Source organism: Candidatus Enterococcus wittei (genome assembly GCF_002140175.1).
GTDB classification, from domain to species: Bacteria; Bacillota; Bacilli; order Lactobacillales; family Enterococcaceae; genus Enterococcus_B; species Enterococcus_B wittei.
Window position 1 is genome coordinate 611,423 of sequence record NZ_NGMO01000002.1, and the last position, 19,549, is coordinate 630,971.

At 35.1% G+C, this 19,549-nt stretch carries 13 protein-coding genes; 5 read left to right on the forward strand and 8 right to left on the reverse strand.

Features of this window, described 5'->3' with window-relative positions; genetic code table 11:
* Positions 1–131: 131 nt before the first annotated feature.
* A complete protein-coding gene (locus tag A5844_RS07055; RefSeq protein ID WP_086284495.1) occupies positions 132–2,255 on the reverse strand; it encodes a glucosaminidase domain-containing protein in 2,124 nt (707 codons plus the stop codon).
* 389 nt (positions 2,256–2,644) lie between these two features.
* A complete protein-coding gene (gene rbsR, locus A5844_RS07060; RefSeq protein ID WP_086284496.1) occupies positions 2,645–3,658 on the reverse strand; it encodes a ribose utilization transcriptional repressor RbsR in 1,014 nt (337 codons plus the stop codon).
* A gap of 275 nt (positions 3,659–3,933) precedes the next feature.
* Here rbsR and A5844_RS07065 point away from each other — a divergent pair, with 275 nt between their 5' ends.
* On the forward strand, positions 3,934–4,635 hold the full coding sequence (locus A5844_RS07065; protein WP_086284497.1) for an ABC transporter ATP-binding protein: 702 nt from the start codon (positions 3,934–3,936) through the stop codon (positions 4,633–4,635).
* A gap of 9 nt (positions 4,636–4,644) precedes the next feature.
* The gene (locus A5844_RS07070) at positions 4,645–7,356 is read left to right on the forward strand and encodes an ABC transporter permease (RefSeq protein ID WP_086284498.1); all 2,712 of its coding nucleotides are present in this window, start codon (positions 4,645–4,647) and stop codon (positions 7,354–7,356) included.
* Between the two features lie 220 nt (positions 7,357–7,576).
* Here A5844_RS07070 and A5844_RS07075 read toward each other — a convergent pair whose 3' ends face one another.
* Complete coding sequence (locus A5844_RS07075; protein ID WP_086284499.1) at positions 7,577–8,656, reverse strand: AI-2E family transporter; 1,080 nt, start codon at positions 8,654–8,656, stop codon at positions 7,577–7,579.
* A 209-nt stretch (positions 8,657–8,865) separates the two neighbouring features.
* Here A5844_RS07075 and treC point away from each other — a divergent pair, with 209 nt between their 5' ends.
* Complete coding sequence (gene treC / locus A5844_RS07080; RefSeq protein WP_086284500.1) at positions 8,866–10,494, forward strand: alpha,alpha-phosphotrehalase; 1,629 nt, start codon at positions 8,866–8,868, stop codon at positions 10,492–10,494.
* Positions 10,495–10,973: 479 nt separating this feature from the next.
* On the opposite strand, the gene A5844_RS07085 is transcribed toward treC, so the two are convergent.
* The 4 genes from A5844_RS07085 to A5844_RS07100 form a co-directional block, all read right to left on the reverse strand.
* Positions 10,974–12,164: an AI-2E family transporter gene (locus A5844_RS07085; RefSeq protein ID WP_086284501.1), complete on the reverse strand. Its 1,191-nt coding sequence runs from the start codon at positions 12,162–12,164 to the stop codon at positions 10,974–10,976.
* A gap of 506 nt (positions 12,165–12,670) precedes the next feature.
* The gene (locus A5844_RS07090; RefSeq protein ID WP_086284502.1) at positions 12,671–13,399 is read right to left on the reverse strand and encodes a LytR/AlgR family response regulator transcription factor; all 729 of its coding nucleotides are present in this window, start codon (positions 13,397–13,399) and stop codon (positions 12,671–12,673) included.
* Positions 13,400–13,411: 12 nt separating this feature from the next.
* Positions 13,412–14,692, reverse strand: coding sequence for a sensor histidine kinase (locus tag A5844_RS07095; protein ID WP_086284503.1), 1,281 nt, complete (start codon positions 14,690–14,692; stop codon positions 13,412–13,414).
* 139 nt (positions 14,693–14,831) lie between these two features.
* A complete protein-coding gene (locus tag A5844_RS07100; RefSeq protein ID WP_086284504.1) occupies positions 14,832–15,434 on the reverse strand; it encodes an accessory gene regulator B family protein in 603 nt (200 codons plus the stop codon).
* A gap of 549 nt (positions 15,435–15,983) precedes the next feature.
* Here A5844_RS07100 and A5844_RS07105 point away from each other — a divergent pair.
* Complete coding sequence (locus tag A5844_RS07105) at positions 15,984–16,199, forward strand: hypothetical protein (protein WP_086284505.1); 216 nt, start codon at positions 15,984–15,986, stop codon at positions 16,197–16,199.
* Between the two features lie 119 nt (positions 16,200–16,318).
* On the opposite strand, the gene A5844_RS07110 is transcribed toward A5844_RS07105, so the two are convergent.
* The gene (locus A5844_RS07110) at positions 16,319–16,999 is read right to left on the reverse strand and encodes a YoaK family protein (RefSeq protein ID WP_086284506.1); all 681 of its coding nucleotides are present in this window, start codon (positions 16,997–16,999) and stop codon (positions 16,319–16,321) included.
* Between the two features lie 170 nt (positions 17,000–17,169).
* Here A5844_RS07110 and A5844_RS07115 point away from each other — a divergent pair, with 170 nt between their 5' ends.
* Positions 17,170–19,374 (forward strand): ATP-dependent helicase, encoded by a 2,205-nt coding sequence (locus tag A5844_RS07115; RefSeq protein ID WP_086284507.1) that lies wholly within the window; start codon positions 17,170–17,172, stop codon positions 19,372–19,374.
* Positions 19,375–19,549 lie beyond the last annotated feature (175 nt).

Below are 19,549 nucleotides of genomic sequence, written 5' to 3' on the forward strand. Positions count from 1 at the left end.
AAACAGTCTCAGGGTAAATTACAAAGGAAACGCCAATCAAAATGTCGTAAGAGACGTTTGATTGGCATTTTCTTATTGTTTTTTTAGTTATGGATATTTAGTTTCTTTACTTATAGAGAAACCAGTTGCTTTTAGCGCTTATTTAGATATTGATCCAACCAGAAGACACGATCGATCGTTAACGTACTGACTAGTGGCTGATTCGTTGGTTTTACAGTTACCGAGAGCGTCTGTGGAATTTCTCCGGCAGAAAAATAGGTCCATAAATCCCAAATAGAAGCGAATTTTAATTCTGAGATATAAAACGATGTGGAGTTGCTTTTCGTTAAACTTGAAAAATCAAAACGGTTGAAAGAAACATCATTCTTTTTCCAGTTTACCGGAACTTTAAACGACAGTGATTGTTTTGTCATTTTTGTCTGCAATTTCTTTTCTTTCCTTGGTTCATCGTATTGTGTCAGATCATAAGCTTCGATGATGGCATTTAATTTTTTAGAATATTGTCGATCTGTCGCATACCGACCTTCTAGATATTTGGTTGCCTCTTTGTAGTTCTTCGTTTCAGACTTCCAAGTTGGTTTGTAAAAATCTTTATTATAGGCTAACCCTTTTTTGATCAATTCAGCATAGTCTTCCAAACTTTCTTTATAGGATGGATATTTACGGAAAGCGGCACGTATCTGGTAGCTTTGTCCACTTAATGTTTGTTCCAAAGTATTGAAAGAGATACTTCTCCCTGTATAAGTACCTTTGATTCCAAAAAGATTGTAGTTTGGTTCTCTAGAAAGCAAGCTGTTTCCTGAGCCACTTTCTAAAATAGCTTGTGCCATCATGACAGAAGCATAAATACCTTCTTTTTGACCGATCTTTTGCGCATCATCAGCGACTTTCTTTAAAAATTGATCGGTTGTCTGATTCTGCGAAAAATGGAATGAATCGTTTAGGTTATCTAAAATAGATGAATTCTTCAATGAATCAGTTGCAATAGGTAAACCATCGAGATCTACCCGAACTGCAAAATCCGGCTGATAGTTGGTAAGAGAAGTGATACGAACATGATCTCCAGGTTGAGGAGCATGGATAAACTTTCCATTCCCAATATAAATCCCCACGTGGTGAGTGACACCAGAAGCTGGTCCCCAGAAAAGAAGATCTCCAGGTTGTGCTTGACTCACAGGGATTTGTGTACCTGCATATTGTTGTTCGCCAGTCCAACCACCGATATAATGTCCTGCTGCTTTCATATAGACATAATAAGATAATCCAGAACAATCAAAGGTAGAAGGTCCTTTTGCACCCCAAACGTAGGGACGGCCAAGGTATTTATAGGCTTCTTTGACAAGCGCACGTTGCATACTTGTAGTATTGACTGGCAAATCTGCTTCAATTGGTGTTTTTACGACAAACTTAGAAGAATCTGCCCTTGGATTTTCAATCTTGTTTGAATGGTTGTTTGTTGAATTTGGTCGATTTGTATTGTTTGCTTTATTTGGTGTTGAATGTTGATTATTTGAACTTGATGAAGATCCTTGAGAGTTATTATTTGGATTACTGCTACCAGTCGAACCTGGCGGTTTTGATTGGTTGGAAGAATTACCTGACTCATTCGTTCCAGGGCTTCCACTATTTCCGGTATCCGGCTTTGTTGGTTTTTCTGTGTCTGGTGTTGAAGGCTCAGAAGAATCTGATGTTTCTTCTTCAGGTTCAGACGGTACAGAAGGTTTTGTCATAGGTTCAAAGACGGCTGTCATGGATAAATCAGCAACCCCAACAGTGAATGTTTGCTTGGGATAATCTACCTCTTGAGCGCCATTGATCTCAACAGAAATCAATTTCTCATTGGCTGAAGGTGTGATGGTATAAGCTATCTTGGTTCCTTCCTTGAGCTCTTCTACTTTTCCGTCTTTTGAAATTTTTAATGGTTCTTTTTCTAAAAATTCTTTTGTCTGAAGATGGATGGTTTCATCCACAATGTGTAACTGGATCTTGCCACGTAGTGCTGGATGAATGGTGAGCGTCCGTGTCGTCGTATCTTCATTTGATTCCTCTGTTGGAGCAGAAGAGCCCGAAGTGGATGAATCGGATGACGAAGTAGGCTCACTTGAACTCGTTGTTGATGAAGGGGTTTCAGAAACAATTGAACTTTCAGATGTCTGAGTTGCTTTTGTTGTAGCAAAAACAGACTGTGTTGATAAAATTGTGGGTGCAATCAACCAGGATGCTGCGAATAAGCGGATTGCTTTTGCTTTTTTCATAATGAAATACTCCTTTTTTCTTTTTCCACTTAGCAACTATAAAAGCTACTAGGTCATGTCAGCGAAGCTATGCTTACAAATAAAAATGGATCGGATTTATTTGACCATGAACAATCAATAAGACATTTGGACAAAAGCATTGAGCAATCATTTAGCATTACATTCATTATTAATAACGTATGATGTTTCATTTTTGGGGGGTGAAAATTGTTGAAATATGCATACTAATTTTAGTTTAACAAAGTTCAACAAAATCTTCAAAAGTTTTATTAAATAACGTGTGTAAAAAATCTAACAATATATTTTTTATGGTAACTGAGCAACTGGTTCAAAAGGCTACAAGCAAATTTTAACGTATAAATAATATGAAGAGGTTGTCTGAAACATTATCAACGTAGAGGCATAGTTGAAGCGCGCTCTGTTAATTTCACTGGTAGAAGTTGTTCTTCCCATTGTTTATCTGGTGTCTTGATGCGTTGTAATAATAATTTTGCACAAGCCTGACCAAGTTCAAAGATTGGTTGAGCAATCGTAGTTAACTTAGGTTTCATATATTCGCACATATCGATATTGTCATAACCGATGATACTATAGTCTTGAGGAATCAGTTTCCCGTTTTCTTCTAATCCTCGATAGACACCAAATGCTAATTCGTCATTTAAAGCAAAGACAGCAGTTGATTTTGATTCAAGTAATGCAGGAACGATCATGTATCCTCCTTGTTTTGAAAAATGAGTTGGAAAGAAATGAATGTGATCATGAGAGATCTGTTGAGTATCTAAAGCTGCTTTAAAACCGTCCATTCGTGTCTGAACATTTTGCGGAGGATTTTCTGGATAGATCAGTGCAATTTCTTTATGACCTAAATTCAGCAAATGACTTCCTGCTAAATAACCCCCATGATAATCATCTGTCAAGACGGCATCACTATATCCACTGGCTTTTTTTTGGTCTAGGACGATAAAAGGTTTTCCTTGTTTTTTCAAATTTTCATGAATAGTTTTAGTCGAGACAGCAGAAGTCGCAATAATAAATCCATCCACTCCTCGATGGGCTAGCTCAGACAAATAGTCGATTTCTTTTTGGTGATTGAAATTCGCATTGCATAAAATAGTAACGAATTGTTGTTGGTATAAACAGTCCTCAATTCCACGCATCAATGTATTAAAAAAAGGATTAGTGATGTCCGGTACAAGAACGCCAATCGTTTTTGTTTTCTTTGTGACCATCTGGCGTGCAAAGTAATCAGGTTGATACCCAAGTTCTTCTTTAGCCGCCAGTACTTTTTGAACAGTTGATGGATTGAATTTCTCCTCATTACCATTCAAAATGAGTGAGACGGTTGCAATCGAAACGCCTGAATGTTTTGCAACGTCTTTAATCGTGATTTTTTTCTTTCCCATAGATATACTCCTATTTCATTCTTGCCTTTATTTTCCCATGAAAACCCAAGGAAGTAAATTGATTGACGCTCTTTTATAGACAATGTCTACTAATATTTATGTCTGGAATTATCCTTTATTGGTTCATATTTCTGCTTGTATAAAATGAATATTTCGTGGACTCGTCATTGTATAGCACTGGATCACAAGCGCTTTAGTCTAAAACGATTCAATGGTAAAATAGAACTTATGAATCATACAGATCAAACTAAGAAATATCGTAAGGTGGGAAATAGATGAGCTATGTAGAAGTAAAAAACGAATACAAACGTTATCAAATGGGCGAAACGACAATTACAGCGAATGACGATATTTCTTTTACAATCGAAAAAGGGGAATTAGTAATTATTCTTGGACCAAGTGGTGCAGGAAAATCTACAGTCCTTAATATCTTAGGTGGAATGGATACGCCAGATGAAGGGCAGATTATTATTGATCAAACAGATATTGCCACATTTAACGATAAACAATTAACTGCCTATCGACGAACGGATGTCGGCTTTGTCTTTCAGTTTTATAATTTAGTTCCTAATCTGACTGCGAAAGAAAATGTCGAATTAGCCACTGAAGTTTCGCCAGATGCTTTAGATCCAGTGGAAGTGTTGACTCAAGTTGGCTTAGCACACCGTTTGAATAATTTCCCTTCACAGTTGTCTGGTGGGGAACAACAAAGAGTATCTATTGCAAGAGCGCTTGCTAAAAATCCTAAGTTGTTATTATGTGATGAACCAACAGGAGCATTAGATTTTGAAACAGGGAAACAAGTATTGAAATTATTGCAAAATGCGAGTCGTGTACATGGCAATACCGTATTGATCATTACACATAATTCAGCATTGGCGCCTATTGCAGATCGTGTCATCCATATCAACGATGCTAAAGTCCGATCGGTTGAATTGAATGAGCATCCTTCATCCATCGATGAACTTGTATGGTAGGAGGTAGCAATGAAAAATAAAACATACTTAAAGGCAGGCTTTCGTGAGATTCGTCAATCCAAAGGCCGCTTCATTGCGATCATATTAATCATCTTATTAGGGACCTTATTATATGTTGGCGTAAAAACAGCTGGTCCAGTCATGCAAGAGACAATGGATCAATATGTCACCAAGGGCCATCTTTCAGATTTACAAGTGGTTTCAACTGGCGGACTGACAACAGAAGATGTGGATATTGCGCAAAAAATACCACATGCTAAGGTTGAGACAGGCAAACAACTCTATTATTCAAATGCAGATAAAAATGAGGTCATACAAGTTTTTTCATATGATCCAGTTGCGCGTCAAAATCAACTAACTGTGGTTGAAGGAGTATTGCCAAAATCTGAAAGTGACATCGTATTAGATGAAAAAGCGAAAAATGAAGGTTATCGAATCGGTGATACTTATACGATCAATTCAGATGAGCTAAAAGAAACTCATTACAAGATTACCGGCTTTGTTCGTTCCCCGCTATTTATCAATAATTTGGAGCGTGGTTATGCAAACATTGGCAATGGTAGTATTGACTATTTTGTTTATTTACCAGAGGAAAATTTTAAATCCGATCTTCAAACAGTCTTGTATCTGGATTTTTCTAATGTAGATGGAATGAACACTTACCATTCCGACTATCAAGAACAGATGGAGGAAAATAGAGCGACTGTTGAGAAAGATTTTAAAGATCGTCCGCAACAGCGACTCGATCAACTACAAGAAGAAGGTCAAGAAGCATTAAAACCAGCAAAACAGGAAATCATCGAGGGAAAAGCACAATTAACATCAGCCAAAAGTCGTTTAGAAGAAGCAAGGACACAAATTGACCAACAAAAAACAGCTCTTTTACAATTACCTGAAGCCCAACGAATAGCAGCGATGTCTGCTCTTACAGCACAAGAAACCCAACTAACGGAACAAGAAAATCAGTTAACAGAACAAGAACAAGCGCTAGTTGAGGCGGAAAATAAAATTTCCAAGAGCGAAAAACAACTTCAAAGCTTAGAAAAACCGACCTATCTTTTCCAAGAACGATCAGAAAATGTTGGCTTTCAAGAATTTGGAGATCTAGCGGAACGAATAGCTGCTATCGCCAATGTATTTCCAGTCTTCTTTTTCTTTATTGCTGCATTGATTACTTTTACGACAATGACTCGCATGGTAGAAGAAAATCGTAGAGAAATTGGGACACTCAAAGCGCTAGGGTATGGGAAATTAGAAATCGCTAAAAAATATGCGATTTATGCCTCGCTTGCTTCTGGTATTGGTATTGTTTTAGGTACAATATTAGGAACAAATTTACTGCCAAGGATCATTTATGAACTATCCAATGAACGTTACGATATTGGGGATGCAGTGATTTTTTATGATTGGTCACCGATCATTCAAGCAGCAGGTGCTTTTTTCATTGCAGCATTTGGTGCAGCCATGTTAGTCTTATTCAATGATTTACGAGAACGTCCAGCAGCATTATTACAGCCAAAGGCACCAAAGCCTGGTAAAAGAATCCTGCTAGAATATATCACACCCCTTTGGTCTCGCTTGAGTTTTAATCAAAAAATCAGTTACCGCAACTTGTTCCGTTATAAATCACGGATGTTTATGGCGATTATCGGGATTGCTGGGTGCGCTGGTTTGATGGTCGCTGGGGTAGGACTAAAAGATTCGCTTAGTTCAGTTTCAAAAAAACAATTTGGACCAATCATTGACTACCAAGCGATTGTATCCCTTAACCAAGGAGATCAAACAACAAAGGATAAAATAGAAAAAGTTTTGGCAAATCAGTCTAAAATAACCGATTACTTACCAGTGGAGACTCAAACAGTAGAACTCCGCAAAAAAGGGCAGGCTTCTCAAAGTCTGACTATGATGATCCCAGAAAAACCGCAAGAATTAGGACAGTTCATTCACTTTACTTCAATAGAAGGGCAATCCTTGGAACTACCTGATTCTGGGATAGCAATCACTCAGAAAGCCGCTGAATTGTTTGATTTAACAGTAGGCGATAAGATTTTATTATACGACGACGATCAACAACAATTAACTGGGGAAGTTGAAACTATTTTGCAAAACTATTTAGGTAATTTTGTTTATATTAGTCCAACTTATTACCAAAAAATTGCGGAGCAGAAAATTAGCGTAAATGCATATTTAGTAAAAACTAAGTATATGACAAAAGAAGAAGAGTCAACACTTTCGGAGGAGCTATTGAAAACTGGTTCGGTAACAAATACTTCTTTCATCTCTACACAGATTTCTAATCAAGAAGAATCTATTTCAAATTTAGATGCTGTAGTCCTTATCTTTGTTGTGTTATCGGGATTACTGGCATTTATCGTCTTGTATAATTTGACGAATATCAATATTTCAGAACGTGTCCGAGAATTATCGACGATTAAAGTATTGGGCTTTTTTGATAAAGAGGTCACTATGTATATCGTCCGAGAAAATATCATTTTCACATTATTAGGGATTTTAGGAGGATTTGGAATCGGTTATGTGCTAACAGATTTTATCTTGCAGCAAGCATCTATGGAGACGGTTATTTTCCCATTAGTTATCACTTGGAAGGCTTACGCTTTATCGGCTATTCTCACGATCTTATTCACGGTGATCGTGATGATCGTCACTCATTTCAAGTTGAAGCATATCAACATGATCGATGCGTTGAAATCGAATGAGTAAATGGTAATGAAAATTAGTCACTAAAGGTACTCAAACATCTTTAGAGACATTTAGTTATCTGAAATTGAGCCAATGGATTCAATTTTAAGAAAAAAGTCAGAAGGTCTTAAAAATAGGGAAACCTATTTTCTAGATCCTCTGACTTTTTTTGAAACACTCTTCTGGAATATGCTTGATTCAAGGTTAAGAGTTGATCCATTAGTTTTTTCTAACTATCCTACTATAATGCCGCTTTACTTTCTGATTGTTTGAAACGGATAAAGCTTCGAATCATTTCGCGGATGATCGTATAGGTAGGTAACACAAGAATCATACCTAAAAGTCCAAACAGGTTGCCTGCGATAAGTAAAAGAAAGACAGTGACAATGGGGTGAATGTGAATCATTTTATTCATAACTAATGGAGAAACTAAATAGGATTCACCAAATTGAATGACTGTGATAAAGATTATCAATAGCAAAGCTGTTTTGATATCTTGACTAATGGCATATAGCAAAGCAGGTGTCACACCAATAAATGGACCAAAGTAAGGAATGATATCCATTAATCCACAAATCAAAGCTAACAATAAAGCGTTCGGAAGACCGAGTATTTTAAATGACAAGTAGCTACCAATCCCGACATATAGACAAACCAGTAATTTTCCGCTGATGTAAGTAGAAGCAGCTAAATGAAAGTCGTGGCACCAGTCATTGACGAGTTGGTTATATTTTTTGGGAACGATTTTGTTTAAGCTATCAGGAATTTTTTCTCCATCTTTAAACATGTAAACAAGTAATAATGGGATAGTAAATAAGATGATCGCTGAACGTGAAACGACTTCAAAGACATTCACTAGACTGGAAGTCGCTCCTGAGACGAGTTGTAAAATAAGACGAGTCAGTTGATTCAACTCTAAGGTATCAATGAAAGGTAATAATTTTTCTTCAATCAAGGTGCCATCCATATTTTCTGCAAGTATATAAACAAGTTGTGGAATCTGACCAACAAATTTGCTTACTTCTAAAATGATGATTGGCAGAATGAACTGAATAACTAGATAAACCGATAGAAAGATCAGTAACATCATGAGCGTAACAGCAAGTGTTCTTGTTTGAACCCATTTAATCAGTTGTTTGTAGATGGGTAAAAAGATATAAAAGATAAAAACAGAAATTAAAATAGGTAAAAAAATACTCGATATGATTGCCTCTAAAGGCTTAAAAATAAAGGTGATGTTTGAAAAAATAAAAATAGTGATTCCGATCAAACTTAGTATAACGAGTGAAGCAAACAACTTGGAACGTTTTAAAAAAGTCATAAAATGGCCTCCGATTTTGCGTTTTACTTACCTTGATAAAAAGTAGGTTCCTTTAAATATAACATAATTAAATAAGACATGTTTTGGCAGATCTAACCTAAATGACTACCTCCTCGATTTACAAACGCTTACCTTTTCGATATAATGGGATTTGTAACTTGTATATATAAGTTGAACCAGAAAACAAAATTAGCTGGAGGCATAAACTTATGGCATTTAAGGAAAAAGTCATTTATCAAATTTATCCAAAATCTTTTCGTGACAGTAATGGAGATGGAGTTGGCGATTTACCAGGAATTAAAGAGAAACTACCTTATTTACATGATCTAGGGGTAGACATGATTTGGTTAAATCCCTTTTACCCAAGTCCACAAAAAGATAATGGATACGATATTTCCGACTACATAGCGATCGATCCAAGATTCGGTACTATGAAGGATTTTGAGGAACTAGTAGCAGAGGCACAAAAATATAACATTGAACTCATGTTGGATATGGTTTTGAATCATGTATCTATTGAGCATGAATGGTTTCAAAAAGCGTTAGCAGGAGATAAATATTATCAAGACTTCTTTATTTTAAGAGATGAACCAACCGATTGGGTATCCAAATTTGGTGGAAATGCTTGGGCGCCTTTTGGTGATACAGGTAAATATTATCTTCATTTGTATGATAAAACGCAAGCAGACTTGAACTGGCGTAATGAAGCAGTTCAACAAGAGCTGTTTAAAGTCGTACGTTTCTGGATGGACAAAGGGGTCAAAGGGTTCCGATTCGATGTCATCAATGTAATTGGCAAAGACGAAGAGCTTAAAAATAATGCAATAAATGAAGGAAAAGCTGAATATACGGATAAACCAATTACACATACGTATTTACAGCGGCTAAACAAAGAAACATTCGGACAAGATCCCGAAATTATTACAGTCGGAGAAATGAGTTCAACAACAATTGAAAATTGTATTTTGTATACCGCACCTGAACGTCATGAATTGTCTATGGTATTTAATTTCCATCATTTGAAAGTTGACTATGAAAATGGTTATAAGTGGACGACACCAGCCTTTGATTTTGAAGAATTAAAACGCCTGTTCCATACATGGGGGGAAGAAATGAGTGTCGGCAATGGTTGGAATGCACTATTTTTAAACAATCATGATCAACCACGTGCATTGAATCGGTTTGTTGAAATTGGATCTTATCGGAAACAAGGAGCGATGATGCTTGCGACGATGATCCATTTAAATCGAGGAACACCATATATTTATATGGGAGAAGAAATCGGGATGATCGACCCAGATTTCACTTCGATTTCAGAGTACAAAGATGTTGAAAGTTTAAATGCTTATCAATTACTGCAAGAACAAGGTCTATCTCCTGAAGAAGCATTTCGTCGGATCAAAGCCAAATCAAGAGATAACTCTCGCACACCAATGCAGTGGACGAAAGAAGCACAATCAGGTTTTACTTCTGGAAAACCTTGGTTGACACTTGCAGCAAATCATGAAGAAATCAATGTCGAAAATGAATTGATGCAAGAAGACTCGATTCTAGCTTATTATAAAAAACTGATCCAACTACGTAAAAATTATCCAATCGTAGCCTTGGGAGATTATCACGCCTATCAACCTGAACATCCGCAAGTTTATGCGTACATGAGACAGTTGGATAAACAAAAGTTACTCGTATTCACTAATTTCTATGCTTCAGAAACAACGATCGATTTGCCAGAAGAATTTTTAGAAGCAGAAGTATTAATCGATAATTATTCATCTACAAACATACAAAAAACGTTGAAATTACAACCCTATCAGTCGCTTGGACTGTTGCTAAACTAAAGTTATGTAAAGCAGTATTTTTACAGGGAGTCATAAGTTAGTCAATCGGAAAATAGCTTTCCATGTTTTACGATTAACTTAGTGCCGAAGATTAGCTAAGGGAATACCGTTTGTCAGAAATTATGAAAAAGTTAATCAGTTTCGAATATAAAGGTATGAAAAACGTTCAGTTGAGCTTATCCGGAAGTTAAAGAGAGGCCTCTTCACTTCTTGATTTATTAGGAGTGGTAACTCTTAAAAATCTTACGAATGGTATAAGAAAAATGTTAAACTATAAAAAAGCGAGCGTGGAACAAGCATTATTTACTTTTGTTCCACGCTCTAAATACATATAAATGGCAAGAGCATAAGCAACGCCTTCGGAAATAAGTTGAAATTCACAAAAATTCGAAAAGCAATTTTCGTGAATTCTTTCTTATTTCTCGGAGTTAAACGCTTGTCCCAGCCTCCTTCTGTTACAAGAATACTTTTATGATCATTTATTTGTCTTGTTCAAAGTAATCTTTTTCCGAGAACTCTGATTTTTGATACATTCCTTGATCCCCATAGTAGGTGTTATAGCGTTGTTTGAACTTTCTGAAGGTGAATACAATGAAAAGTTTGAGTAAAGTATAAATTGGAATACCAAAAATCACGCCCATAAGTCCTAAAAGGTCACCCATCACAAGTAAGACAATTAAAATCGTGATCGGATGGATTTGTAATCTATCACCCATGACACGTGGAATGACTAAATCACCATGTAATAGTTGGACCACAAACCAGACGATCACAAATTTAACCGCCATGAAAGTCGAATCTTGAAAGGCAATAATCAAACCGGGAAAGAAAGCGATAAAAGGTCCGATATAAGGAATGATACATAATAGACCAGCGGCAATGGCAAGAATACTTGCAAATTCTAAGCCAATCAACAAAAAAGTAACCCAATAGACAGTGCCTAAAATGAACGAAGCAATGATTTGCCCTTTTAAAAAAGCGCCTAGTTGCTGATTGGCAATTTTAGTCAAAGTACGAAAATCAGTACGAAACTTTGGTGGGATGATCCCTAAGACAGACTGATAAAATTTGTGTGGATTTTTTAAAAGGAAAAAAGCAATGATCGGTCCAGTAAATAAAGTGATAAAAGTTGTCGTGACAGCTGAAAAAAGGTTTCCTAAACTTTTTGCACCACTTTGCCAGTATTCTCCAATAAATGAGGTGATATTTGAAGTCAAATCATCAATTGAAGCAAAAAAGTCATTGAATGCATTTGAAAAAGGGGTTTGTGCTAAGAATCCTTTCACGCTATTTTGAAAGTCTTGTAATAAATCGGGTAATTGATTGATCAAGGTTGTTGTTTGATGTTGTAAGAAGGGGATCAACCAGATACTTCCTAACCCGATGACTAAGAGAATCAAAACATACACTAAAATCACTGAAAGATTTCGAGAAAGTTTCTGACTCAGTCGCTGGATCAACGGATCCAATAAATAATACAAAACCAATGCAAAAAGTACAGGTGGTAAGGTAGTAACGAAAATCACAACCAAAGGATTAAAAATAAAAGCAATTTGTTGGAAAAAATAAATGACTAAAGCAATCATGATAAGCAACCCTAGTATATAATAAGAAGTTTTCCCGCCTAAAAATTGAATCAAACGAGAAGAGTCTTTGGTATTCTTTTCCACGATAGTTCTCCTTTTCTATAGTTTATTGTATAAAATGTGATGAAGGAATGTTTATCCACTCTAGTAGATTGAAACGAACGTATATTACAGTCCTTTTGTTATTATAATCGGAATAAGGGGTAAAAAGAAAATGAAACAACTGAATAGTCAATAAAATATATTCTATGCTGATTTTATATCCGATAAAAAGTAAGAGAACTGCTTATAATCATGGGGAGATCGGAAAGGAAAGAGGATAAAAAGACGCAAGGAAAATGGAGAAAATAATCAAGGTGATCAACTAACGTTTTATTAGAACAATATTGGTCTCAAATGACAAAAAAGTAGCAGAGAAAGTCATAAAAAATAAGCCAACGAATATCGAAAATAGGAAAATCTATTTCTAAGATTCGTTAGCTTATTTTTAGAAATTGAATACGAAGATATACTGTACTCATTTTAAGAAACCTAGAAAATCTAGAAGGATTTCTTTTTTGAAATAGCTCATAGGAAGAAGAAATACAAAGTCAAAAAATCAATTTCTTTAATCCACGGACGGATGCAGGGATAGTCTCACCATTTGAAAGAACAATTTCACGTGTTTTTTTATTGATTGATCGGATGTTTTGAGTGTTGATCACGTAGGATTTATGACAGCGGATGAAATGTTGGTTCTTCTTCTCGATTTCTTTTATTTTTTCATAGAACTGCATTTGTGCATGGGTCAAATGTACCTCTAGCTTATGTGGGGTTTCAGGAGAAGTTGAGAAATATTGAATATCTCGGATTGGTAAAAATTTGATTTCATCATTAAATTCAATTTTAAAAATGTCTTTTTGTAATGGAGCCGTTTGAAAATCTTCAAAAATTTTACTTAGAATCTGTTCGACATTCACTTTTAAATCAAAAATATCTTCTTTCACAATATAATCTGTGGGCTCAATATTGCTTTTTAAGATGGCCATAGAGAGGTCGGTATGTGAAGTAACATAAATGATCTTCCCTAATGGATCAAGATCACGAACTCTTTTTCCAATAGCAATACCATCCAGTTCACTATCCTTGAGCTCGATATCTAGAAAATAAATGCCAAAGGACGAGGTTCGGATTTTAGCTGCATTCAATAGTTCAATTGGATCAGAAGTTGAGACATGGACATAACTATCCAAATTTTCAATCATGATTCGATTCTTGATAACTGTAGAAATAACTTCAAGTTGTTTCGTATCATCTTCACAAATATAAATTGGAATCATATAAATGCTCCTTTAATTGGTTTGTATATAAAGTGTTTGAGAGAACCGCTGATTTTCAATCGCTGTTTCAAGAAAAAGGTAAGGGTTGGCCTTCGTTAATTCATCAAGAATGAACAAACCTAGCCCTTCGTTTTTTGGATTTTGTTTGGTAGAGAATCCTTTTTGTTTTAATTGGCTAAGTGGCAAAGTATTCGTTGTCGTATTGATAATACGAATCGTTAATGAACGATTTTTCTTAAAGATCAATAATTCCATTTTTTTCTTTTTAGTAATGGCTGCTCCTTCAATTGCGTTATCAAGGATGATTCCAAGCATCCTGACTAAGTTAACAGTGTATTTTTTCTCTAACTTCACTTCATCCGGGATGGTTATCTGGACAGAGATCCCTTTTTCTTGAGCCATCATCAATTTCAATGACAAAAGGCTTCTTATTTCTGGGACATTTATTTTGTCTAACAAGCTAAGGTTTGCGGGGAAGAGATTCATCATTTCACGTGTAGGCAAAATCGTTTGATCATAATATTTGCGTAACCCATCAAGATCGCCTTCAGAGATATAACTATTCATGGAAAAGAGTAGATTTTGATAGTCATGTTTAAATTCCCGTAGTTCTTGATAATTTTTTTCGAGATCTCTGATGTAATCTTGTTGTAATTGGATGCGCTGTTCCAACAATTGGTCAGCCATTTTTTTATTCGTTATTTTCCAATAGTAAGTCAAAATAATAAGACCTATACATAAATACAACATAAAAAAACTAGTATTGAGAGCTAAGATCCGCGGTGTTTCACCTGAAAATCGGGTATAAAAAATAATGATATAGTAAGTTGCTAGTATCAAAAAACCGCTGATGCCGATCATTCGACGATCGATTGCATGAGACCAATGATCCAAAGCGTTCTTAAAGCAAAATGCCAGTAAAGAAGACAAAATTGCTGAAAAAGCAAGGTGGAAATATTGTAATGTATCGCCTGGTTCGATCACAGAAGATGTTAAAACTAAAAAATCACCGATACTTGCCAAATGGTCTCCTAAAAGAGGGATCAATAATCCCCAAGGTAGTGCATAGATCAATCGATGACGTGAAGTAGAAAAAAGATAAAATGTCAAAGTCAACATACCGCTTGCAACAAGCACAGAGAAAATTCCAATAAATGGATAAAGTAACCCTAGTGAAATTGCTGATAAAGAAATAGTTATACAAAAGAAGAATTTACTTTTTATTTGATGGTTAATGAGTAAAATACACATCGTCAAAATTAAATATTGCAAGGCTATGGACCATAAAAACATAAGCACAGCTCCCATTGAGTTTTCCCAAATTATAGCACAATTAATCCACTATTTTTTTAATTTTTCTGGTATTTTAAACTCTGAGAGCATACCGAAGCAACAGCCAGATACAAAGAAATCAGATAGACTAGATAATTGTTTAACGATTGTTTTTTTCATAAAAAATTCCTCCAATATTCATTAAGTAATTCGTAACTGGAAGTAACATCATTATCTCTAAAACAATCCCGAGAAGAAAGTAAGTAGAAAAATATGAATTAGAAAAAAACAAAATAATGGTAGCAAACAAAAGAAACATAAAGATTGCTTTTTTCAATAAAGGGGGGCGCTTTTCAGGCTCAATGGGATTAAGAGCTGTGCCTCGTGATCCATAGCGAAGCAATAGAAAAAAGCAACTAATTAATAGGATGACTATCCATGGAAAAGAAATAGTCAATTGATAATGTTTCATCAATAAGGGAACGCCCCACAAATAAAGCAATGTCCAAAGCAAGCAGGCAAATTCAGAACCGGAGTGTAGCCCATAAGCATATCTGCGGACACAGATATATGACAAAAATGTCATTCCTGTTTCTACCCATGAACCGGTAATAATAGAAAATACCAAAACGACAGCTAATTTTCCTAGATTGTTCAGTAACACGTCAATTGCGAATTTTACTTGTATATAGGTAATATCTTCTTCATCCTGTTCTCCGCTGAATAAGGTTTCTAATAATTTATTGACCACTTTGTTTTTCATCTATACGTACCTCCCTGTCTCTTATACACATCTAGATGTGTATAAGAGACTTGTATATAGGTAATATCTTCTTCATCCTGTTCTCCGCCTGTCTCTTATACACATCTAGATGTGTATAAGAGACAGACCAATTTATTTGTATTCTCTGGAGTGTTGGTATATTTTTCAGATGTAATGGAAAGATTTATATAGAAATAACAGCTATCCCTATTTATTTTAATGAACAGTTTTGATGCAAAAAGAACCTTTTATGATTTTTTTGTGTTATGTTCGATTTTTTGTGGTAAAAATTAGGTGTGGTTGTGAAGGGTGAAAAGATACTTATAAGCGACACGTTCTTATATGTATATGCTGGAACAACTATAGTAAAAATAATTTTTGAGAAGAAAGTAATAAAACATTTTCCCCACTTATTACTTTCTTCGTAAGTCCGAAGCAGACACTGAAAATAAGTAAGTTCTTAACATACCAATTTTTTCTGAACGCTGCTTTCAACAACTAAAAAATGATCGGTTATTGCTAAAATCACAATATACTGGAGGATATCTAATGGAAAATGAATATTTATTTGCAGTAGGAGAAATTCACGAATTTGTTTCAGATTTATTTGACTCTCCTGTGAAAGGGGAAGTTGAGAAGATATATGAAAACAGTATGAAGATTCGGGTGCTGAATTGTGCCGCTGAGGATAATGATACGGCGGATAATTTGCACTGGCAACTTATCGTTCGAAAATCAAGTGCGGTAAGAGAGTACAGTTATTAAGCCGACTTTCAGGCATAAAAAATAGAATTTCTTGCTAGATAATCGAAAAAGGGAGCTTCTGAAAAGAGATAGACCAAAGTCGGGATGATTTTGTTCTGTCTCTTTTCGTTTTCTTATTTTTATAAAAAAGAAGTATGACTATAAAATCGCCATAATTTAATACTTTGGACAATTGCTATGATCAAGAATAGGAAAGAAACACACAAAATAGAATGTGGACCGAGTAATGAGTGGAAAAAAACTAAAGTGATTGCCCCAGCAATAAAAGATAGGACAACAGAAAAGTAATGAAAGAAATGCTCAAGATCTTTTTTTTCTTTTGTAACTAAATAAGCATATAAGGATGTAGCCACTCCTTTTAAGTTCCCCGTTGTAAATAAATTCGTATAAGCGCGTCCGTTGATTTTATCGAATGCTACCCATTGGATTGCTGCAGTAAAAGCAATTAAGATTGTAACAGTGGTTGGATGTATGTGGATGCTTGTATAACCAATAATGAAAAAGATCAGCGCTTCATAGTAAAGGACAAATAAGCGCCAAAATGGTTTTTCTTTTCGCCTAAAGTAATCAATTAGAAATTTAGTCAATAGAATTCCTATGAAAAAGAAAAAAGTAGCGGCTACTTTTTTTCCTACACCTACCCAATCCTGATCAAATGATTGAATAATAGCTAAAATAATGTTTCCCGTTTGTGCAGAGGCAAATGTATTGTATTGGATATACGTATAGCTATCCATGGCTCCTCCAATAAATGTCAATAATAAACCTACAGTACGACCCTCATGAAATGACGTACGCATTTTTTCACCTTCAACTAATTTAAATTTTTTCGTTATTATCTTAGCACAATTTTGAAATATATGTGAAAGTTTCTGAAAACTAAATGAAGTAGGAACTCGTTTTATTTTTATGAAAGGTCTGTTAGTATTAAGAAAAATCATATGAGTAAAAAAATAAATAAAAAAGAAAGATGGGGAAAATGATCAGTCAAGAAAATGAAAAAGAGATTCTTCGATTGCAAAGAGAAATCGACCATTGGGAAAAAAAGTATAAAAAACTTCAACAAATTTTTCGGTTGCAAGAGGAAATCATTGCTAGCTATGAAGCTGCATATGGGGAAGCTCCAGGATTGTTAGAAGAAGAATGGCCAGTAGAAAAGCAGCAAGACCATTCGTTTTTCAAAAAATTAGAGAAACGTTCCTACAATCGTTTTAATAATGAGCAAAAAGCAGCAATTATTTATGACATGAAAAAACATTTGCGAATAATTGCTGGTGCGGGTAGTGGGAAAACACAGACGATTTGTGCCAAGGCAGTTTATCTAATGTCCGAGCAAGAGGTAGATGAAGAACGAATACTGATGATTACTTTTACACGAAATGCAGCGAATGAACTAAAAAAAAGAGTTGATAACTTCAGTCAACGAAAAACGAACGTTCATATAGGAACATTTCATAGTATTTTTTATCGCCTGTATCATGAAATATGTCGGAAATTTCCCGAGATCACAGTTGGTGTGCAAGGGGATTTTTCAAAAGAGACCCCTTATAAAATCAACTTAGTCTTACAAAAACTGATTCGAAAATATCAGTTATATTCTTTTGATCAATACGGAGAAAAAAATATTGCAGAACGGTTAGATTATTGGCAGAACATGAATCTGTCTCAAAAAGAAATCATCGCACTGATTAAAAAGAAATTTGATCAGATTGAAAAGAATGGTCGTACACCGATATCGGAACGAATGGACACTTTGATGACTGAATTATATGAACAAAAACAATTACAGCATCTGTTTGAGTTCAATGATGTTCTTCAAAATTTAAAACTGGTTTTAGCTAATGAGAAAATTAGACAATACGTTGGACAAAAATATGATTATTTATTTATCGATGAATTTCAAGATACTAATCCACTTCAATGGGAAATTGTCCGTTTGATGACGAAAGATACAGCAATGAAGCTGATCGTCGTCGGAGACGATGATCAAAGTATCTATGGTTTTAGGGGTTCAGAGCCAGCGTATATCAAACATTTTGAATTGATATATCCGACAGAAACTCTCTTTTTATTAACAAATTATCGATCCCGTGCAGCTATTGTCCAGGGAGCAAATCGCTTGATCACTTTTAACAAAGAAGATCGTATTCCTAAGGCAATGGTTCCTGCACAAAAAGAAGCAGGTATATTAGAAGCCTTGACTTTTAAAAATACTCGAGAGGAAAGTAAATGGTTGATTCAGCAGATCAATCAATTAATCAAAGAAAAGGGAAAATATAAAGAATCCATCGTGTTATATCGTTCTCTTTCCCAAACAGAACTATTAGTTCAGCAGTTGCTTCAGACAGATATTCCCTTTGTGTTAGAAGCAGATACACAATATGAAGGAATTTTTGGGATAAAAGTTTTTCAGCAGTTCTATCAAAAATTTATTAGTTGGTATGAATCGCCAGTCAATCAAAAAAAACAGATGTATCAACAGTTGCTTCGACAGTTGATGGTCAATTGTTATCTAAAGGTAACAGAATGTGATCAATTTTTCTCAAAACAAAATAAAGAATTGGATATTGTTACTTATATAACTACTAGAAGACCTAATCTAAAAGCACGAGAAAAAGAAATAAAAGCGTTTGTCGAAGCCTTAAAACCTTTTGCTTCACAAGTGAATCAACCTATAAATAAATTGATAGAAACATATTGTGAGCTTCCAAGACCAGCTAAAGAATTGGAACAAGGGGATAAAGAATGGTTATTCGAAACACTTCAACAGTATAGTTCTGTGGTACAGCTGAATGAGTTGAGAAAAGAAATACAGGCAGTTGCTCAACAACTTAAAACTCGGCTGATCGCTTATCGTAAAGGAAAGTTAGATGCACTTTGTATTCAAAGTATTCATAAAAGTAAAGGATTAAGCTATAGAAATGTTTTCCTTATTGGTTGTAACGAAGGGATGCTTCCTTACAGTGGAGCAGTATCTAAAAAAGACACTCAAGAAGAAGAACTGAAAATAGAACCGGTAACTACGATTGAAGAAGAACGACGACTTTTTTATGTAGCAATGACTAGAGCAAGAAATCGTTTGTACTTGTGTGTTCCTCAATTCAAAGGAGAAAGGAAACTGAAACCCTCCCGATTTATTAAAGAAACGGGCGTAAAGTTAAAGATGAATTCTTGAATTTAACCACTGAGGATGAGAAACAGTCGCAGTAATAAAGTGAAAATAGTTCATGAGAAATCAGTTCTTTTTATTATTATTTCTTAATTAAAAGTATCTTCCATATATCAAGTATCTAGTTAGAGAAGAATTAAATCGATTTTTTCATCAAAATCATTCCGAAATTATAAATAAC

Bases quoted from the DNA above. Each gene is read 5' to 3' on its own strand.
- A5844_RS07100 (WP_086284504.1), bottom strand. From the start codon at position 15,434: ATGAAAAACAAAGTGGTCAATAAATTATTAGAAACCTTATTCAGCGGA.
- A5844_RS07115 (WP_086284507.1), top strand. From the start codon at position 17,170: ATGGGGAAAATGATCAGTCAAGAAAATGAAAAAGAGATTCTTCGATTG.
- treC (WP_086284500.1), top strand. From the start codon at position 8,866: ATGGCATTTAAGGAAAAAGTCATTTATCAAATTTATCCAAAATCTTTT.
- A5844_RS07070 (WP_086284498.1), top strand. From the start codon at position 4,645: ATGAAAAATAAAACATACTTAAAGGCAGGCTTTCGTGAGATTCGTCAA.
- A5844_RS07075 (WP_086284499.1), bottom strand. From the start codon at position 8,656: ATGACTTTTTTAAAACGTTCCAAGTTGTTTGCTTCACTCGTTATACTA.
- rbsR (WP_086284496.1), bottom strand. From the start codon at position 3,658: ATGGGAAAGAAAAAAATCACGATTAAAGACGTTGCAAAACATTCAGGC.
- A5844_RS07065 (WP_086284497.1), top strand. From the start codon at position 3,934: ATGAGCTATGTAGAAGTAAAAAACGAATACAAACGTTATCAAATGGGC.
- A5844_RS07110 (WP_086284506.1), bottom strand. From the start codon at position 16,999: ATGCGTACGTCATTTCATGAGGGTCGTACTGTAGGTTTATTATTGACA.
- A5844_RS07090 (WP_086284502.1), bottom strand. From the start codon at position 13,399: ATGATTCCAATTTATATTTGTGAAGATGATACGAAACAACTTGAAGTT.
- A5844_RS07055 (WP_086284495.1), bottom strand. From the start codon at position 2,255: ATGAAAAAAGCAAAAGCAATCCGCTTATTCGCAGCATCCTGGTTGATT.
- A5844_RS07095 (WP_086284503.1), bottom strand. From the start codon at position 14,692: ATGTTTTTATGGTCCATAGCCTTGCAATATTTAATTTTGACGATGTGT.
- A5844_RS07105 (WP_086284505.1), top strand. From the start codon at position 15,984: ATGGAAAATGAATATTTATTTGCAGTAGGAGAAATTCACGAATTTGTT.